Source organism: Bradyrhizobium sp. AT1 (assembly GCF_001590795.1).
In the GTDB taxonomy this organism is placed as follows: domain Bacteria; phylum Pseudomonadota; class Alphaproteobacteria; order Rhizobiales; family Xanthobacteraceae; genus Bradyrhizobium.
The window spans coordinates 7,129,633-7,145,544 of sequence record NZ_JXDL01000001.1; the positions used below are offsets into that span (position 1 = coordinate 7,129,633).

At 64.9% G+C, this 15,912-nt stretch carries 17 protein-coding genes; 9 read left to right on the plus strand and 8 right to left on the minus strand.

From position 1 onward, the window contains the following. The first annotated feature begins 3 nt into the window (after positions 1-3). Together SE92_RS32825 and SE92_RS32830 are read left to right on the plus strand one after the other, a co-directional pair. Positions 4-885 carry a substrate-binding domain-containing protein gene (locus tag SE92_RS32825; RefSeq protein WP_063202750.1) on the plus strand — a complete coding sequence of 294 codons (882 nt, stop codon included), beginning with the start codon at positions 4-6 and terminating at the stop codon, positions 883-885. Further along, complete coding sequence (locus SE92_RS32830) at positions 882-1,439, plus strand: PQQ-dependent catabolism-associated CXXCW motif protein (RefSeq protein ID WP_063202751.1); 558 nt, start codon at positions 882-884, stop codon at positions 1,437-1,439. The genes SE92_RS32825 and SE92_RS32830 overlap by 4 nt, the downstream gene beginning before the upstream one ends. Before the next feature lie 214 nt (positions 1,440-1,653). Here the strand turns inward: SE92_RS32830 and SE92_RS32835 are convergent, their stop codons facing one another. The 6 genes from SE92_RS32835 to SE92_RS32860 all read right to left on the minus strand — a co-directional run bounded on the left by SE92_RS32835 (position 1,654) and on the right by SE92_RS32860 (position 6,577). Then, positions 1,654-1,956, minus strand: a complete 303-nt coding sequence (locus tag SE92_RS32835; protein ID WP_063202753.1) for a copper-binding protein — start codon at positions 1,954-1,956, stop codon at positions 1,654-1,656. A 131-nt stretch (positions 1,957-2,087) separates the two neighbouring features. Further along, positions 2,088-2,696: a BAR domain-containing protein gene (locus SE92_RS32840; RefSeq protein ID WP_063202755.1), complete on the minus strand. Its 609-nt coding sequence runs from the start codon at positions 2,694-2,696 to the stop codon at positions 2,088-2,090. Further along, positions 2,693-3,541: a lanthanide ABC transporter permease protein PedC gene (locus SE92_RS32845; RefSeq protein WP_063202757.1), complete on the minus strand. Its 849-nt coding sequence runs from the start codon at positions 3,539-3,541 to the stop codon at positions 2,693-2,695. Before SE92_RS32845 ends, SE92_RS32840 begins: the two co-directional genes overlap by 4 nt. Continuing rightward, complete coding sequence (locus tag SE92_RS32850) at positions 3,538-4,347, minus strand: lanthanide ABC transporter ATP-binding protein PedB/LutE (protein ID WP_063202759.1); 810 nt, start codon at positions 4,345-4,347, stop codon at positions 3,538-3,540. Before SE92_RS32850 ends, SE92_RS32845 begins: the two co-directional genes overlap by 4 nt. Beyond that, positions 4,344-5,303 (minus strand): YVTN family beta-propeller repeat protein, encoded by a 960-nt coding sequence (locus SE92_RS32855; protein WP_063202761.1) that lies wholly within the window; start codon positions 5,301-5,303, stop codon positions 4,344-4,346. Before SE92_RS32855 ends, SE92_RS32850 begins: the two co-directional genes overlap by 4 nt. A 92-nt stretch (positions 5,304-5,395) precedes the next feature. Then, on the minus strand, positions 5,396-6,577 hold the full coding sequence (locus tag SE92_RS32860) for a lanthanide ABC transporter ABC transporter substrate-binding protein PedA1 (RefSeq protein ID WP_063202763.1): 1,182 nt from the start codon (positions 6,575-6,577) through the stop codon (positions 5,396-5,398). Between the two features lie 60 nt (positions 6,578-6,637). Here SE92_RS32860 and SE92_RS32865 point away from each other — a divergent pair, with 60 nt between their 5' ends. Next, positions 6,638-7,210 carry a DUF3280 domain-containing protein gene (locus SE92_RS32865; protein ID WP_157095785.1) on the plus strand — a complete coding sequence of 191 codons (573 nt, stop codon included), beginning with the start codon at positions 6,638-6,640 and terminating at the stop codon, positions 7,208-7,210. A gap of 190 nt (positions 7,211-7,400) precedes the next feature. Here the strand turns inward: SE92_RS32865 and fghA are convergent, their stop codons facing one another. Together fghA and SE92_RS32875 are read right to left on the minus strand one after the other, a co-directional pair. After that, the gene (gene fghA / locus SE92_RS32870) at positions 7,401-8,246 is read right to left on the minus strand and encodes an S-formylglutathione hydrolase (RefSeq protein ID WP_063202767.1); all 846 of its coding nucleotides are present in this window, start codon (positions 8,244-8,246) and stop codon (positions 7,401-7,403) included. A gap of 68 nt (positions 8,247-8,314) precedes the next feature. Continuing rightward, positions 8,315-8,935 (minus strand): response regulator, encoded by a 621-nt coding sequence (locus SE92_RS32875; protein ID WP_018320706.1) that lies wholly within the window; start codon positions 8,933-8,935, stop codon positions 8,315-8,317. Positions 8,936-9,078: 143 nt separating this feature from the next. On the opposite strand from SE92_RS32875, the gene SE92_RS32880 reads away from it, so the two are divergent. The 6 genes from SE92_RS32880 (at position 9,079) to SE92_RS32905 (ending at position 15,893) form a co-directional block, all read left to right on the plus strand. Continuing rightward, a complete protein-coding gene (locus SE92_RS32880) occupies positions 9,079-10,437 on the plus strand; it encodes a histidine kinase (RefSeq protein ID WP_063202769.1) in 1,359 nt (452 codons plus the stop codon). 163 nt (positions 10,438-10,600) lie between these two features. After that, a complete protein-coding gene (locus tag SE92_RS32885) occupies positions 10,601-13,072 on the plus strand; it encodes a TonB-dependent receptor (RefSeq protein WP_198172850.1) in 2,472 nt (823 codons plus the stop codon). 114 nt (positions 13,073-13,186) lie between these two features. Then, positions 13,187-13,549 (plus strand): hypothetical protein, encoded by a 363-nt coding sequence (locus tag SE92_RS32890; RefSeq protein ID WP_063202773.1) that lies wholly within the window; start codon positions 13,187-13,189, stop codon positions 13,547-13,549. Positions 13,550-13,661: 112 nt separating this feature from the next. Continuing rightward, positions 13,662-13,829 carry a hypothetical protein gene (locus tag SE92_RS36970; protein ID WP_198172852.1) on the plus strand — a complete coding sequence of 56 codons (168 nt, stop codon included), beginning with the start codon at positions 13,662-13,664 and terminating at the stop codon, positions 13,827-13,829. Positions 13,830-13,889: 60 nt separating this feature from the next. Beyond that, a complete protein-coding gene (locus SE92_RS32900) occupies positions 13,890-14,297 on the plus strand; it encodes a hypothetical protein (RefSeq protein WP_063202777.1) in 408 nt (135 codons plus the stop codon). Positions 14,298-14,435: 138 nt separating this feature from the next. Then, positions 14,436-15,893: a GH1 family beta-glucosidase gene (locus SE92_RS32905; RefSeq protein WP_063202779.1), complete on the plus strand. Its 1,458-nt coding sequence runs from the start codon at positions 14,436-14,438 to the stop codon at positions 15,891-15,893. Positions 15,894-15,912: the final 19 nt, after the last annotated feature.

Consider the following 15,912-nt stretch of genomic DNA (forward strand, 5'->3'; position numbering starts at 1 on the left):
ACGATGACGGAGGCCGGACGACATCGTCGCTGGTTGATTTCAATGTGGGTCCTGGTTGCGTCCTGCGCGCTCGGCGACGTCGCCGTGGCGCAGACCAATGACAGCGGCGACCTCTCGTTTGAACTGGTCGACCCGAACGTGCTGCGCGTCTGCGCCGATCCGCGCAATCTGCCGTTCTCGAACGAGAAGGGCGAGGGCTTCGAGAACAAGCTCGCCGAGTTCATCGCTGACAAGCTCAAGAAGAAGCTCGACTATGTCTTCTTCCCGCAGGCCACCGGCTTCGTGCGGATGACGCTGGGCGCGCATCGCTGCGACGTCATCATGGGTTTCCCGCAAGGCGATGACGTCGTGCAGGGCACCAACCCCTATTACCGCACGAGCTATGCGCTGGTCGCCAAGGCAGGCAGCGGGCTCGAGGAGGTCGATACGCTCGAAGATGCGAAGTTGAAGGGCAAGCATGTCGGCATCGTCGCGGGAACGCCGCCGGCGACCAACATGGCCATTGCCGGCCTGATGAGCGATGCAAAGCCCTATCCGTTGATGATCGACACGCGCTACGACAATTCGGCGCAGGCCATGATCGACGACCTCGCTGCCGGCAAGATCGACGCCGGCGTGCTGTGGGGACCGATGGCCGGCTATTATGCGAAGAAGGTCGGCTCGCTTCACGTCACGCCGCTGGTGAAGGAAACCACGGGGCCGAAGCTGGTCTATCGCATCGGCATGGGCGTGCGTCCCGCCGACCAGAACTGGAAGCGCCAGCTCAACAAGTTGATCCAGGAGAACCAGGCCGAGATCAACAAGATCCTGGTCGACTTCGGCGTCCCGCTGCTCGACGAGAGCGACAAGCCGCTCGGCGCGGAGACGGCCAAGAAGACGCCATGAGGCGGCGCCTTGCCGTTGCGCTCGTCGCCGCCGCCTTCGCGGTGCCGGCGGTCGCGCAGCAGCAGGAACCGTTCGAGCCCGAGGGGTATCGGGCCGACAATTATCGCGCGCCGGTGCCGGAGACGCTTGCCGGCGCGCGCGTGCTCACCACGGCGGAGGCCGAAGCGATCTGGCGGGCCGGAAGCGGTGCGTTCATCGACGTGCTGCCGCGCCCGCCGAAGCCGAAGAACCTGCCCGCAGGCACGGTGTGGCGCGATGCGCCGCGCCGGAACATCCCGGGCAGCATGTGGCTGCCGGATACCGGCTACGGCTCTTTGCCGCAGGCCATGGACGATTACCTCCAGCGCGGGCTCGCCCGTGCCTCGGGCGGCGACAAGGCCAAGCTGCTGGTAATCTACTGCCTCGCCGATTGCTGGATGTCCTGGAACGCCGCCAAGCGCGCGCTGGCTTACGGCTATCCCAACATCGCCTGGTACCCCGACGGCACTGACGGCTGGGAGCGCGCCAAGCTGCCGACCGAGGAGGCGCAGCCGGAGCCGCGGCCGGAGCAGTGAACGATTTGATTGGCCGCGCTACGCAGCGGTGTCCCGGACAAGCCGTAACGCGTGAGCGTTGCGGCGCAGAGCCGGGATCCAGAAGCCGCGAGCTCGTCTGCGACATGGGCCTCGGCTCTGCGGTGCAACGCTGAAGGGCGCTGCACCGCGTCCGGGGCACAAGGAGAGAGACGCATTCTGGCGGGACCAAAGCGGCGAGGCGGACGCCCAACACTTACTGCTTCTGCAACTTCGTCAGCGTGCCGGTGCCGTTATTGTCGGTTGCAGAATAGTTCACCCGGTCGCCGGCATGAACGGCGTCCAGCATGGCGGCGTCCTTGGCCTTGTACTCCTGGAGCGCGCCGGCAGGGCTGCCAGCGCTGGCGCCGACCGTGCCCTTTTGCGTCTGCTGAATCGAGATCGTGCCGTTGAGCCGGTCGATCCGCGTGACCATCCCGGTCAAGTCGTCAGCAAAAGCGCCGGTCGCGAGCATGCTGAGGGCCGCAGCGCCCGCATAGATAAATCCAGTGGTTCCCATCGAGGCCTCCCGACGTCTTGGAGTTCACTTCGACAAGCCATCCTAGATCGATTTGGTTCCGGCAGATAGAAGGGCAAAGGTTAACCGGGGTCGATACGGGAACCCGTCGAGGGCCGCCGGGGAGCCAGGCTCTATTCCATTTCCTGCTGGATCACGCGGCCGAGCGCAAACAGGCGCTGGTCGATCGTGGTGGGAACCTCGCAGACGAATCGCACCACCTTGTTGCGGTCCTCGAAGATGCGGGTCTTCCAGATCAGCTCGTTGCCGAGCGCCTCGACCTTGGCCTCGTCACGCGGGGTGGCGCCCTGCAGCGCCTGAAGTTGAATCGTTTCCTCGCGGATCTTGTCGGCGGCCTCGCGCTGCTTGCGGCTGACGCGCTCGAGCCCGTTCATCACCTGGGAGCGCTGCGCGTTGAGCGTGTCGAACAGCCCGGCGAACAGCAGCTTTGCGTTGGTGGTCTTGTCGGTGGGCGAGGCGGCCAAAAAGTCTTTCACCGATTTCTCGGCTTCGTCGATCGGCGTCTTGCGCGCCGACAGTTTGGCGACCAGCGCGGTGATCTTCGCGTCGTCCTTCCACTTGGTCTCGGCGTCGTCGAGCGCAGGCCCGGCCCACACCGCGGCGAGCGAGATCTCCGGCACCTTGGCTTGCGTGCAGGGCCAGTTGGGGTAGCGCGGATCCGCCGCGCGCACCGCCGTGCCCGACAGCGCGAGCGCCACAACAGCCATGGCCAGAACCTTCATCCTTCGCCTCCTGCGGGCCCCCGTCGCGCCAGCCCGCGCGAGGGATCATAGGCCCAAATCGCGCCGATCATGAAGACGATTGTGCAGCTTGCTACCACGGCCAGCGAGATCCAGTTGATCTGTCCGTAGAGTGCAAAACGGATCAGCTCGACCGCATGGGTGAACGGATTGGCTTCGCAGAGATAGTACAAATAAGGACTGCCTTCCTGCACCCGCCACAGTGGATAGAGCGCGGAGGAGGCGAAGAACATCGGGAAGATGACGAAGTTCATGACGCCGGCGAAGTTTTCCAGCTGCTTGATGCCGGAGGAGATCAGCATGCCGAGCGAGCCCAGCATCAGTCCGGACAGGATCAGCGCGGGCAGCACGGTGAGATAGCCCGATGACGGCGGGGTGATGTCCCAGAACCAGGCGATCAGCAGGAACGCATAGACCTGGAGCAGCGACACCGCGGTGCCCGCCAGCAGCTTGCAGAACAACAGGAAGCCGCGCGGCAGCGGGCTCACCAGCAGCGTGCGCATGTTGCCCATCTCGCGGTCGTAGACCATCGACAGCGAGGATTGCATGCCGTTGAAGAGCTGGATCATCGCCATCAGCCCGGGCGCGATATAGACCTCGTAGAGGATGTAGGTCTCGTAGGGCGGGATAATGGAGATGCCGAGCACCTGGCGGAAGCCGGCGGCGAAGATGAAGAGCCACACCAGCGGCCGCACCAGCGCCGAGACGAAGCGCTCGCGCTGATGCAGGAAGCGCAGCCCCTCGCGCCAGACGATGCCGGTGAGGCAGGTCATGTACTCCGCGAACGAGAAGCCACGCGAGGCGTCACGCGTCGTGATGCTGCTCATGCGCCGCCGCCTCCCGGCATGGTTTGCGCGCCGGTCAGGCGCATGAAGGCGGTGTTGACGTCCTGCGCGCCGGCGTCGGTGACGACGCGGCTCATCGGACCCCGCGCCAGCACCTTGCCCTGGTGCAGCACCACGAGGTCGTCGCTGGGCAGGATCTCGTCGAACAGATGCGTGGCCCATAGCACGCCGATGCCTTGCTCGGTCACGAGCTGGCGAACTTGACTGATGATGTCGGCGCGCGCCTTGACGTCGAGGCCGACCGTCGGCTCGTCGAGCAGCAGCAGTCGCGGCCGGTGCAGCAAGGCGCGCGCGATCTCCAGCCGCCGCATCTGCCCGCCCGAGAGATCGCGCACCTTGCTGCCGGCGCGGTCGGAGAGCCCGATACGGCCGAGCAATTCGGCGCTGCGTGCGGCGGCCTCGCGCCGGCTGATGCCGTGCAGCGCGGCGTGATAGAGCAGGTTCTGCGTCAACGACAGGTCGAGATCGAGCGTGCGCGGCTGGAACACCACGCCGAGCAGCCGTAGCGCCTCGCCGGGACTCTTGCCGATGTCATGGCCGAAAATGCCGACACGGCCGGACTGGATGCCGAACAGGCGCGTGATCAGCGAGAACAGCGTGCTCTTGCCGGCGCCGTTGAGGCCGAGCAGGGCGGTAAAGCTCGCCGGCTGTACGTTGAACGAGACGTCGATCAGCGCCCGGCGCGGCCCGTAGGCATGGCTGACACCGTCGATCGACAGCGCGGGCACCGCGGCCGCGTCGAGCCGTGGCGCCTCCTGTGGTTCGGGACTCGGGGCAGGGCTGGTCATGGCGCGATCGTGATGCCCCAGGGCAATTCGCCGACCTGAATGGTCTTGATCACCTTCTGCGCGGCGACGTCGATGACGGAGACGTCGTTCGACACACCATTGGTGGTCAGCAGATATTTTTCATCCGGCGTGAACGCCATGTGCCAGACCCGCTGCCCGACCAGCAGATATTTCGTCACCTTGCGCGAGGCGACGTCGACCACGGCGATGCGGTTGGCCGGGCCGAGCGCGACGAAGGCGGTCTTGTCGTCCTTGGTCATGCCGATGCCGACCGGCTGGATCGCCTCTTTCCGCAGGCCCGGAATTTCGAATGTGACCTTGCCGATCACCTCGTGCTTTTTCGGGTCGATCACCGAAACGGTGCCGCCGATTTCGGACGACACCCACACTTCGGACGCATCGTGCTTGAACTCGGCAAAGCGCGGCCGGGCGTCGACCAGCACGTTGGCGACGATCTGGCGCGAGGACGTGTCGATGAAATGCGCCATGTTGGTGGTTTCGGACGTGTTGATCAGCGTCTTGCCGTCGGGGCTGATGGTCATGCCCTCGGGCTCGACGCCGACCTGGATGTCGCCGAGCCGGGAGCGCTTCTCGAGGTCGATCACGGTGACCGTATTGTCGTTCTCGTTGGCGACATAGAGAATTTTTCCCGCCGCATCCTGGGCGAACAATTCCGGATCCGGTCCGGAGGGCAGGCTGTCCACCACGCTCTGCGTCTTGGCGTCGATCACCTGGATGGTGTCGTCGTCCCCGACCGCGACCATCACGAACTTTCCGTCGCGCGTGAAGTCGATGCCGCGCGGGCGCTGGCCGACCTTGATGGTCTTGGTCACCGTCCAGCTGTCGGTGTCGATCACCGTCACCGTATTGCTCTTCTCGTTCGAGACATAGGCGATGAAGGCATGCGCGGGCGCTGCCGCGAGCGCAAGAGTCAGCAGCGACGCTGCTCCCAGCATGCGTGATATCTGCCCGCGGGCGGTCTTCACCTCCCCCGCAAGCGGGGGAGGGGGCGCACCGTCTCTGCCGGGAATCCGTCGCGTCACATCGCTCACTTCAGCTTGCATTTGCTCTCCGGACGATCATAGCCGAGCGTGTCGAGCTCGGAGACCTGGTGCAAAAATCCCTCTTGCGGCGACACCGACACCACCATGCGGCCGTCGACCAGCAGGATCGGCTGGCGCAACTGAAGGTTCCAATCGCGCAGGGTCAGTCGCGTGCCCTTGAAGGCGGCGACCGAGAAGTCCGGGCCCTTGATGAAGTCGGTGACTTTCTTGACGTCGCCGGAATTGGTGCGCGAAGTGGCTTCGCCAATCATGCGGGCGGCGGTCCAGGCCTGCATGTCGAGCGCCGTCATGCGCCGCGAGTTCAGCTTCATGAAGCGGTTCTGCATCTGGATCGCGCCCCATTGGTCCTGTGATGCGTCCCAGCTGCGCGGCACGAGCCCGGCCGAGCCCGCAACGGGCCGCGGATCCCAGGTACGATAGGGCAGGTAGGCGCCGAACACCTCGCTCTCGTCGGCGGCGACCAGCACGTCATAGGCCGGCGCGCCTTGCGTGAACACCGGCATCTGGCGCTGGATCAGCGTCACGCCGCTGTCGGTGCGCCGCGCCCCGCCTTTGTCCTCGAAGGTCTTCTCCTGCACGATCTTGGCGCCGAAGCGGGTGGCGGTGCGCCGGAGCGCGTCTGCGAACAATTTGTCCTCGTCGTGCGAGCCGACCACCAGCAGCCAGCGCGACCACTTCTTCCAGACGAGGTATTGGCCGAGGGCATCGGCCAGCATCGCGCGCGTCGGCGCGGTGTGGATCACGTTGCCGCGGCAATCGGCCTCGCGCAGCCGCTCGTCGATCGCCCCCGCATTGAACAGAAGCGTGCCACGGTCGCGCAGGGCGTCGGAGACTTTCAGCAGCGCATCGGCGGGCAGGTCGGTGATGATGAAGCCGTTCTTCTCCGCAAGCGCGGTTGCGGCCTGCACCGGATCCTCGCCCTCTTTGATGCGGCGCTCCTCCAGCGTAAAGCGCTGGCCGAGGAATTTGCCGGTGGTGTTGTTGTCCTCGATCGCGAGGCGCGCGCCGGCGACGCCGTCATTCTCCGCTGGCTGATCGACCAGCGACAGCGTCGATCGGGCGCCAGTGACGCCGAGATAGCCGACACCGATCAGGGCAGGCTCCGCCGCGAGCGCGCTCGTCGCGGCAAGAGCAAAGCCGATCAGACCGGCCAACCATCGGATCATGTTTCCTCCGAGCGATCTCCCCGGCTTGACCGCAGGTGGAGAATTGTCTCTGCTTCAAGCATGACCAATTTGTCAGGGCATGCAACCCCGCATTTCGTCCCCGCGCGCACGCGAGGTGGAATCACGATCATGCGAGCGTTGCTGATGATTGCCGCTTTGCTATTGACGCCGTCGATCGCACGCGCCGATCCGCCGAAGCTCGCCGTGTTCGATTTCGAGCTGATCGACACCAGCCTGCCCGGCGAGTTCTACGGCTCGAGGCCCGAAGAAGCGCGACTCCTGCTCATCAGCGAGCAGCTGCGCAAGGAATTGACGGAGTCCGGCAGGTTCCAGGTGCTCGACATCGCGCCGGTCAGGGACGCGGCCCGTCACGCCAATTTGCAGGCCTGCGGCGGCTGCGATCTCAAGCTCGCCGGGCAGCTGGGAGCAGACCTCGAGATCACCGGCATGGTGCAGAAGGTTTCGAACCTGATCATCAACCTCAACATCTATCTGCGCGACGTGAAGACCGGCGCGATGATCATGGCCGCCAGCGCCGACATGCGCGGCAATACCGACGAAGCCTGGACGCGCACGATGAGCTATCTGATCCGCAACAGGTCGCTGGCGCCGAATTACGGCAAGCGGGAGTAGGGGATTTACTCACCGCGATGGCGGTGCACCCTCGCCCCTTGTGGGAGAGGGTGGATTCGCGAAGCGAAGCCGGGTGAGGGGTTCTCTCCGCGAGTCCAACCCTTACCGAATTTGCGGATAGATACCCCTCATCCGGCGCTTCGCGCCACCTTCGCCCACAAGGGGCGAAGGGAAGGGCAGCAAGGGCCACTCAGCCCTTCAGCTTCTCCGCATGCCAGTGCAGGTGATCGCCCATGAAGGTCGAGATGAAGTAGTAGCTGTGGTCGTAGCCTGCCTGCCGCCGCAGCGTCAGCGGGATGCCCGCTTTGGTGCAGGCGGCTTCGAGCAGCTCCGGCTTCAGCTGCTCCTTCAGGAAATTGTCGGCCTCGCCGACGTCGATCAGGAAGCTTGAAAACTTCGCGCCGTCCTCGATCAGCGCCACCGTGTCGTGGCCGCGCCAGGCGTCCTTGTTCGGACCGAGATAGCCGGTGAGCGCCTTGATGCCCCAGGGCACCAGCGAGGGCGCCACGATCGGGGCGAACGCGCTCGCGGCGCGATAGCGGTGCGGGTTGCGCAGCGCCACTGTCAGCGCGCCGTGACCGCCCATGGAATGGCCCATCACCGATTGCCGCTTGGCATCGACGGGAAAATTTCCCGCGACCAGCTTCGGCAGCTCGTCGGTGACATAGCTCCACATCCGGTAATTGCGTGCGAACGGCTCTTGCGTCGCATCGACATAGAAACCGGCACCTAAGCCGAAATCATAGGCGTTGTTGGCATCGCCGGGCACGTCGGCCCCGCGCGGCGAGGTGTCGGGCGCGACGAAGATCAGCCCGAGTTCGGCGCAGGCCTTGCGGAATTCGCCCTTCTCGGTGACGTTGGCATGGGTGCAGGTGAGGCCGGAGAGATACCAGACCACCGGCAGCTTGGCGCCCTCGGCATGCGGGGGCACATAGACCGAGAACACCATGTCGGTTCCAGTCGCCTGGCTGGCATGGCGATAGACCCCCTGCACACCGCCGTAGGACTTGTTCGTCGAGACAGTCTGAATCGTCATGCCTTCACTCCGTGGCATCTCACCACATCAATATTGCAACGCTTGTGTGACCGAAATTTGTGGCGTCGTCAGGCGACACCGCTGTCGATCGCCAGCCGCACCAGCTCGACCGAGGTCTTCACCCCGAGCTTCTGGCGCATGATGGACGAGGTGTTGGCGACCGTCTTGTAGGACGATTGCACCAGCCAGGCGATTTCGGACAGGCTCTTTCCCGCGCTGAGCAGCCGCAGGATCTCCATCTCGCGCGCGTTCAGCTTCGACAGCGGACTTTGCGCCAGGGTCGGCCCTGCAAAGGCAATGCTGCGGGCGATCGCGCTCGGCAAGTAAGTGCCGCCGCCGCCGACGGCGCGGATCGCCTCGACGAGGTCGTCGGGATCGCCGGTCTTGGAGACGTAGCCCTTGGCGCCGCATTCGATCGCCCGCGCGGCGAAGGCCGGGTCGTCGTTCATGCTGAACATGATGATGCGGGCCTCGGGCGCGCGCTCGAGGATGCGGCGTGCCAGCTCGAAGCCGGAGACGGTCGGCAGATTGATGTCGATGATGCAGAGGTCGGGGCGCTCGACGATGAAGACGCATTCGCCGTCTTCGGCGTCGGCGGCCTCCAGGATCTCGATCTCGCCCTCGTCGGCCAGCACGGCGCGGCAGCCGGAGGCGACAATGGGATGATCGTCGACGATCAGTATGCGCATAGGCGTTTCCTTGTGACAGCGTCGGCCTGTTTCGCGCCCGGCCGGGATTGCTGTACGCTTTCGATTAGATATCCGCAGCTTCCCCTCTGTCAACGTCATCGGGCAGGCGCGGGCCAAACCTTCGCGAGGCACGAGCGATACCCATGTGGCAAAATCTATCCTTGCGCGGGCGCATCAACCTGTTGCTGGCGCTGCTGCTGGCCCTGGGGCTCGCCGTCAATATCGGCCGCCAGGTCGCGGAGGCGGGTCCCCGGGTGCAGGCCGAGGACCAGAGCGTCATCCGGCTCGCGCGCGAATTCATCGAGATGATCGTGGCCGATCTCAACGAAGCCCCCGATCCGGATGCCAGGCTGAACCAGATCGCGCGCGACCTCAGCCGCCTGCGCCATGTCAGCATCACGTTGCGGGATGCTGGCGGCAATCCGCAGACGCCGCCCCGGCTCGACACTGACGCCGATACGCGCGGGCCGCCGGCCTGGTTCGTCAGCCTGGTTCACCCCGAGCAGACCGCGGTGAGCGTGCCGGTCTCGATCCACGGCAGGCCCGGCTCGCTCCTGATCACCTCGCACCCCGATGACGAGATCGCCGAGATCTGGGACGGCATCGTGACCCAGCTCGAGGTCGGCTCGGTGATCGCGCTGGCGCTGTTTTTCTTGATGATGAGTGTGGTCGGCCGGGCGCTGGCGCCGCTGCAATCGCTGGCGGAGGCCATGGGGAAGCTCGAAGGCGGACATTACGAAGCCCGTGTCACGCCGGGCGGCGCGCCCGAGCTCGCCGTGATCTGCACCAAGCTCAATCACCTTGCCGCAACGCTTCACGAGGCGGTCGAGGACAAGCGGCGCCTCGCCGAGCGGGCGGTGTCGCTCCAGGACATCGAGCGCAAGGAGATCGCGCGCGAGCTCCACGACGAGTTCGGGCCGTACCTGTTCTCGCTGCGCGCGCATGCCGGCGCGCTGGCGAAGCAGGCGGATGGCCGCGTCCCGAGTGCGGAGGCCGTGCGAAAACATGGCAGCGCCATGCTGGAGCAGATCAATGCGCTACAGCAGTTCAATCGCCGCGTGCTGGAGCGCCTTCGCCCGGTCGGCCTCGCCGAGCTCGGCCTGCGCCAGGCGCTGGAATCGCTGTCGCGGCTGTGGCGGGAATCGCATCCCGATGTCGCGATCAAGACGTCGATCTCCCCCGCGCTGGGCGCGACGGGCGAGACCGCCGATCTCACCATCTATCGCATCGTGCAGGAGGCGCTCACCAACGTGTTCCGCCACGCTGGCGCGACCTCGGTCGACGTCGTCATCGAACCGGCGGAGCAGGTGGCGCAGGATGGCCGCACCTGCGCCCGGGTGCGGGTCAGCGACAACGGCCGCGGCATGGAGCCGGGCCAGAAGCTCGGCTTCGGGCTCGTCGGCATGCGGGAGCGGATTCTGGCGCTGGGCGGCACGCTCGACGTCGTCTCCGGTGCCGGCGGCCTGACCGTGGAAGCGCTGGTTCCGACCGCGGCCGCCTGATCGCGCCCGAGACGATCGGGAAGAAGTCCCGATTTGGTCGGGAAAACGGGAGCGGATATTGCCCGACCTTTTGTGGCTGGCGCACCCATGGCGGCCGAATACACTCGTCGCGACCAACAGGCGAAAATCAAAACAGCCGGTGGTCACGGATGGGAAGGCGGGGATGGGCAAGGTTGTTTCGTTCAGGCGTCGTTTGTTGATGGCCTCGGTGTCGACCGGTCTCGTGTCCGGGGTGGTGTTCGCGAGCCCCGCGGTGGCCGCGCCGGACCAGGAGACCAACGTCCAGAATCTGCCGCCGGTCGAAGTGACGGTGCAGCCGCCGGCGGCGGCGCGACATAGCGCGCCGACGCGGCCGGTCGCGCGCATTGGCGCTGCGTCGTCCGCCGCGCCGAGGACGCGGCTTTACGTGTTCCCGACCTCGCCGGGCATCGGCAGGGGTCTCGATGTCGACAAGGTTCCGTCGGCGATCAACGCCGTCGATCCCGGCCAGATCAAGCGCACGGGCTCGCTGAACGTCACCGACGCGCTGCGCGACAACATCGCCGGCGTCAACATCACCGAGGTCACCGGCAATCCGTTCCAGCCGGACGTCGAATTCCGCGGCTTCGTCGCTTCGCCCGTGACGGGCACGCCGCAAGGCCTTGCCGTGTATCAGAACGGCGTCCGCATCAACGAAGCCTTCTCGGATGCCGTCAACTGGGACCTGATCCCGACCGCCGCGATCAGGTCGGTGACGCTGGTCACCAACAATCCCGCCTTCGGCCTCAACGCATTGGGCGGGGCGATCAATCTGCAAATGAAGGACGGCTTTACCTATCAGGGCGCCGAGATCGACGTGATGGGCGGCTCGTTCGGCCGTATCCAGGGCTCGGCGCAATGGGGCAAGCAGGTCGACAAGAACTACGGCGTCTATGCCGCGCTCGAAGGCCTGCGCGACAACGGCTTCCGCAATTTCTCGCAATCGACCGTGCGGCGCTTCTACGGCGATGTCGGCTACAAGGCGGGCGACAGCGAATTCCACGCCAATATGGGCGTCGCCAAGAACGATTTCGGCGCCAGTGCCACCGTGCCGGCCGAGTTGCTCGATAAATATTGGGGTGCGACCTACACCACGCCGCAGACCACGTCCAACCGCGTCGGCTATCTCAATCTGACCGGCAAGGTCGATGCAACGCCGACCTGGACGCTCGAAGGCGCTGCGCATGTGCGCAGGTACGAGCAGAAGCTCGTCGACGGCAATCCGACCGACGTGCAGGAATGCGCCGCGCTGGGGCTATTGTGCTTCGGCGACGATGCGACGAGCGCGAATGGCACGAACGGCGCGCAGCTCGTCAATCCGTATCCGCTCGGAACCATCCTCGGCGAGATCGACCGGAGCACGATACGTTCGACCAGTTTCGGCGTGTCAGGACAGGCCACCAACACCGATCAATTGCTCGGTCACGACAACCGCTTCGTGATGGGCGCGAGCTATGACGCCAGTGTCACGCGTTACAATGCGACAGCCGAGATCGGCTCCATGGGAGAAAACTACGTCGTCAGCGGCAGTGGCCTCTTCTTGGGGCCCACCGGCACGGTAGATACCGGATTTACCGGTCCTGTCTCGCTGCGGACCGTCAATCAATATAACGGCCTCTACGCGATGGACACGTTCAACGTCACCGATGCCTTCGCCCTCACCGGCGGCGGCCGTTTCAACGTGGCGCGCATCTCGCTGGAGGACCAGCTCGGGACCGACCTCAACGGCGACCACACCTTCACCCGCTTCAATCCGGTGATCGGGGGCACCTACAAGATTACCCCGGAGCTGACCGCCTATGCCGGCTATTCCGAGGCCAACCGCGTGCCGACGCCGCTCGAGCTCGGCTGCTCCGATCCGGCCCGCCCCTGTCTGATCGCGGCGTTCCTGGTCTCCGATCCGCCGCTCAAGCAGGTGGTGTCCAAGACCGTCGAGGCCGGCTTCCGTGGCACCAAGGAGCTGAACATCGGCACCCTCGGCTGGAAGATCGGCGGCTTCCGCGCCACCAATTACGACGACATCGTCGCGGTGCCCGTGGTCGGGCGGACCGGCTTCGGCTATTTCTCCAACGTTGGCCGGACCCGCCGGCAGGGTCTCGAGGCGGAAGTCAACATCAAGTCGCCGACGCTCCAGTTCCAGGCAAGCTACGCCTTCGTCGACGCGCGCTATCTCGATCCTCTCGAGCTCGGCTCGGAAAGCCCGTTTGCCGATGGCAACGGCAACATCCAAGTTTCTCCCGGCAACCAGCTCCCCGCGATCCCGCGTCACCGCGTCAAGGTCGGCATCGACTATGCCGTGACCGACGTCTGGAAGGTCGGCGGCAATGCGCTCTACGTCTCCAGCCAATATCTGGTCGGCGACGAGTCGAACCAGTTCGCGAAGCTGCCGTCCTATACGGTGTTCAATCTCCACACGTCCTACCAGGTGGCGAAGAACATCCAGCTCTATGGCAAAGTCGACAACATTTTCGACAAGCGCTACGCGACCTACGGACAGTTCTTCGACACGGGAGCCTTGCCCAACTTCACCAACGGCGGCAACGACTTCACGGACCCGCGCTCGCTCAGCCCGGCCCGGCCGCGCGCGTTCTATGCGGGGATGCGGGTGACGTTCTAGACACGGGCGGTCGGTCAGGCGAGCTGCCTGAAAGTATCGGCATCCGAGAGCCAAGGCCGCGCCCATTGCTCTGCGGGAGGGCTCGCTGAGCTTGCAGAATATTCCGTCTCCGGCATGATGGCTCCGGAGGCCTGCTTTGCCGTGTCGTTGAAGAATCCGGATGCCGTCGCTGCGATCGTTTCAGCGCTTCGATACGTCTATGGTGACGAGATCGCGCGACTTATGCTCGTCGAGGGCATGAGCCTCGCCGATCTGATCGACGCGATGTTTTCCGCGCCGCTGCCGCACCGCGAGGCCGTTCGAGACATCACCGACGCATTGGACGATTTCGTCATTTCACCGGACCTGGGTCTGATGTGGCACCTCAGATACGTCTATGGAGACGAGCCCGGCTCCCTGCACGTCGTGGACCTGGAGATCGCGACGCCAAACGGCACGCTGGCAAGCAAGGACGTCTGGCTTCGTCTGGCCTCTTAGAGGAACGGCGCGCCGCGCGGACTTTACCAATCTGAAACCATGTCAAATGATCCGAAAAGTTTAACGAAACCTCCCGGTCCTCTCCGCGTCAGTTTGTCGGAGGGCCCGTGTGATGACAGAGCACCAGTTGAGAGAGCAGGAATGCCAGATCGCGCGTTATCGGCGTTTGGAGCGGGAGGTCACCGATCCGCTCGCCGCGTGTCTGCTTCATGGCATCGTCGAGGATCTCGAAGCCGAGCTGCGCAAGCAATTGCCGGAGTGGCACCGGCCGCGTGATTAACGCTTTCTTAGCGCTCATCGTGCCGATGATCGCGCGGGAATGTCAGGGGAGACTGCTCCCATGCTGAAAGACGGGACGTACGCGGCGTGGTACAAGACGCCGCTCGATCAGGGGACTGGGATCGTCCACGTCGCGGACGGACAGATTTGGGGCCGCGACAGCCTGATGACCTATCACGGCTCGTGTCAGGTCGATGGAGACCGCTTCACCGCCACCGTGTCGACGAAGCGTCATACCGACGGACGGCTGACGGTGTTCGGCGTGGAAGACGAGCTCACGCTGGACATCGAGGGAAATTGCCCCGGCAAGATCGCGACCTACACCGCGACGGCAAAGCAAGTGCCGGGAATGGTTCTCCAGGGAACGCTCATTCTCACCGAACAGCAGCCGCCCGCGCGTGACCGGGCCGAGCCGCGCCCGGCGTTCAACCCCGACAAGCTGCCAAAATTGCCGAAGCGCTCGCGTTGAACGCGTAAGCTGACCGCATCCCTATGTCGCGCCCCAGGCCGCGCGATTCTGCATCCGGCTCCCTCACAAGCCCGCTTCTCAAACCGCCCTGGACTCGCCATTGTGCGCCCGCAACAATTCGGAAGCGGAGCAGCATCAATGTCGGACAAGGTCTCGCGCCGCCGGTTCGCGAAAATCGCGGGGCTGTCCGCAGCCGGCCTGACCGGTCCGCTCGACGCGGCAAAGGCGAAGCCGGCATCGCCGCCGCGCGCCGGCTTTCCGGCCGGCTTCGTCTGGGGCACGGCGACCTCGTCCTACCAGGTCGAGGGCGCGGTCGACGAGGACGGGCGAGGGGCCTCGATCTGGGACAAGTTCGTGCGCATCCCCGGCAAGATCGAGGACGGCACCACTGGCGACCGCGCCAACGAGCATTATCACCGCTACAAAGAGGACATCGCGCTGATCAAGGCGCTCGGCTGCAAGGCCTACCGTTTCTCAGTGGCCTGGCCGCGGCTGTTTCCGGACGGTGATGGCAAGCCCAATCCGAAAGGGCTCGACTTCTACAACCGGCTGGTCGATGAGCTCCTGAAGAACGGCATCGAGCCTTGGCTGACGCTCTATCACTGGGACCTGCCGCAAGCGCTGCAGGATCGCTTCGGCGGCTGGCGCTCGACCGAGACCTGCAAGATCTTCGGCGACTACGCGGCCTATGTCGCGACCCATCTCACCGACCGTGTCAAGAACGTGTTCACGCTGAACGAGACCGGCCGCTTCGTCTATTTCGGCTACGGTATCGGCATCGATGCGCCGGGCCAGACGCTCCCGCAAGCCGACGTCAACCAGATCAGGCACAACACCGCGCTGGCGCACGGGCTCGCGGTGCAGGCGGTGCGCGCCCATGGCCGCCGCGGCACCAGGGTGGGACCGGCCGAGAACATCGATGCCTGCGCGCCCGCGATCGATACGCCGGAGAACGTTCGCGCCGCCGAGATCGCGCTGCGCGAGATGAACGCCAGCTATCTCAACGTCATCATGACGGGCCGTTACACCGACGCGTTCCTGAAATACGCCGGCGCCAACGCGCCGAAATACACCGATGCGGAGCTGAAGATCATCTCGTCGCCGGTCGATTTCCTCGGCCTCAACATCTACGCGCCGCAGAACTATGTGGTGGCCTCCGACCAGGGTGCGGGATTCATGCCGCTGCCGATCCCGAAATCGTTCCCGCACATGAATTCGGACTGGCTGCGCGTCGGGCCGGAGACGCTCTATTGGGTGCCGAAGCTGGCGGCCAAGATCTGGAAGACGGATGCGATCTATATCAGCGAGAACGGCGCCTCCGGCGATGACGTGGTCACGCACGACGGCAAGATCTACGATACCGACCGCATCATGTATCTGCGCAACTATCTCGCCCAGCTGCAGCGCGCCACCACCGAGGGCGTGCCGGTGCGCGGCTATTTCCTCTGGAGCCTGATGGACAATTTCGAGTGGGTGTACGGACTGAACAAGCGCTTCGGGCTGTACCATGTCAATTTCGACACCCAGGTCCGCACGCCCAAGCTCAGCGCCAGCTTCTACCGCAACGTGATTGCGAGGAACGCGGCGGGGGCGTGATGGCAAATGGCGACCTTAT

Excerpts from the sequence above, each read along its gene's own strand:
- SE92_RS32825 (WP_063202750.1), top strand. The coding sequence starts at position 4 with ATGACGGAGGCCGGACGACATCGTCGCTGGTTGATTTCAATGTGGGTC.
- SE92_RS32830 (WP_063202751.1), top strand. The coding sequence starts at position 882 with ATGAGGCGGCGCCTTGCCGTTGCGCTCGTCGCCGCCGCCTTCGCGGTG.
- SE92_RS32835 (WP_063202753.1), bottom strand. The coding sequence starts at position 1,956 with ATGGGAACCACTGGATTTATCTATGCGGGCGCTGCGGCCCTCAGCATG.
- SE92_RS32840 (WP_063202755.1), bottom strand. The coding sequence starts at position 2,696 with ATGAAGGTTCTGGCCATGGCTGTTGTGGCGCTCGCGCTGTCGGGCACG.
- SE92_RS32845 (WP_063202757.1), bottom strand. The coding sequence starts at position 3,541 with ATGAGCAGCATCACGACGCGTGACGCCTCGCGTGGCTTCTCGTTCGCG.
- SE92_RS32850 (WP_063202759.1), bottom strand. The coding sequence starts at position 4,347 with ATGACCAGCCCTGCCCCGAGTCCCGAACCACAGGAGGCGCCACGGCTC.
- SE92_RS32855 (WP_063202761.1), bottom strand. The coding sequence starts at position 5,303 with ATGCTGGGAGCAGCGTCGCTGCTGACTCTTGCGCTCGCGGCAGCGCCC.
- SE92_RS32860 (WP_063202763.1), bottom strand. The coding sequence starts at position 6,577 with ATGATCCGATGGTTGGCCGGTCTGATCGGCTTTGCTCTTGCCGCGACG.
- SE92_RS32865 (WP_157095785.1), top strand. The coding sequence starts at position 6,638 with ATGACCAATTTGTCAGGGCATGCAACCCCGCATTTCGTCCCCGCGCGC.
- fghA (WP_063202767.1), bottom strand. The coding sequence starts at position 8,246 with ATGACGATTCAGACTGTCTCGACGAACAAGTCCTACGGCGGTGTGCAG.
- SE92_RS32875 (WP_018320706.1), bottom strand. The coding sequence starts at position 8,935 with ATGCGCATACTGATCGTCGACGATCATCCCATTGTCGCCTCCGGCTGC.
- SE92_RS32880 (WP_063202769.1), top strand. The coding sequence starts at position 9,079 with ATGTGGCAAAATCTATCCTTGCGCGGGCGCATCAACCTGTTGCTGGCG.
- SE92_RS32885 (WP_198172850.1), top strand. The coding sequence starts at position 10,601 with ATGGGCAAGGTTGTTTCGTTCAGGCGTCGTTTGTTGATGGCCTCGGTG.
- SE92_RS32890 (WP_063202773.1), top strand. The coding sequence starts at position 13,187 with ATGATGGCTCCGGAGGCCTGCTTTGCCGTGTCGTTGAAGAATCCGGAT.
- SE92_RS36970 (WP_198172852.1), top strand. The coding sequence starts at position 13,662 with ATGACAGAGCACCAGTTGAGAGAGCAGGAATGCCAGATCGCGCGTTAT.
- SE92_RS32900 (WP_063202777.1), top strand. The coding sequence starts at position 13,890 with ATGCTGAAAGACGGGACGTACGCGGCGTGGTACAAGACGCCGCTCGAT.
- SE92_RS32905 (WP_063202779.1), top strand. The coding sequence starts at position 14,436 with ATGTCGGACAAGGTCTCGCGCCGCCGGTTCGCGAAAATCGCGGGGCTG.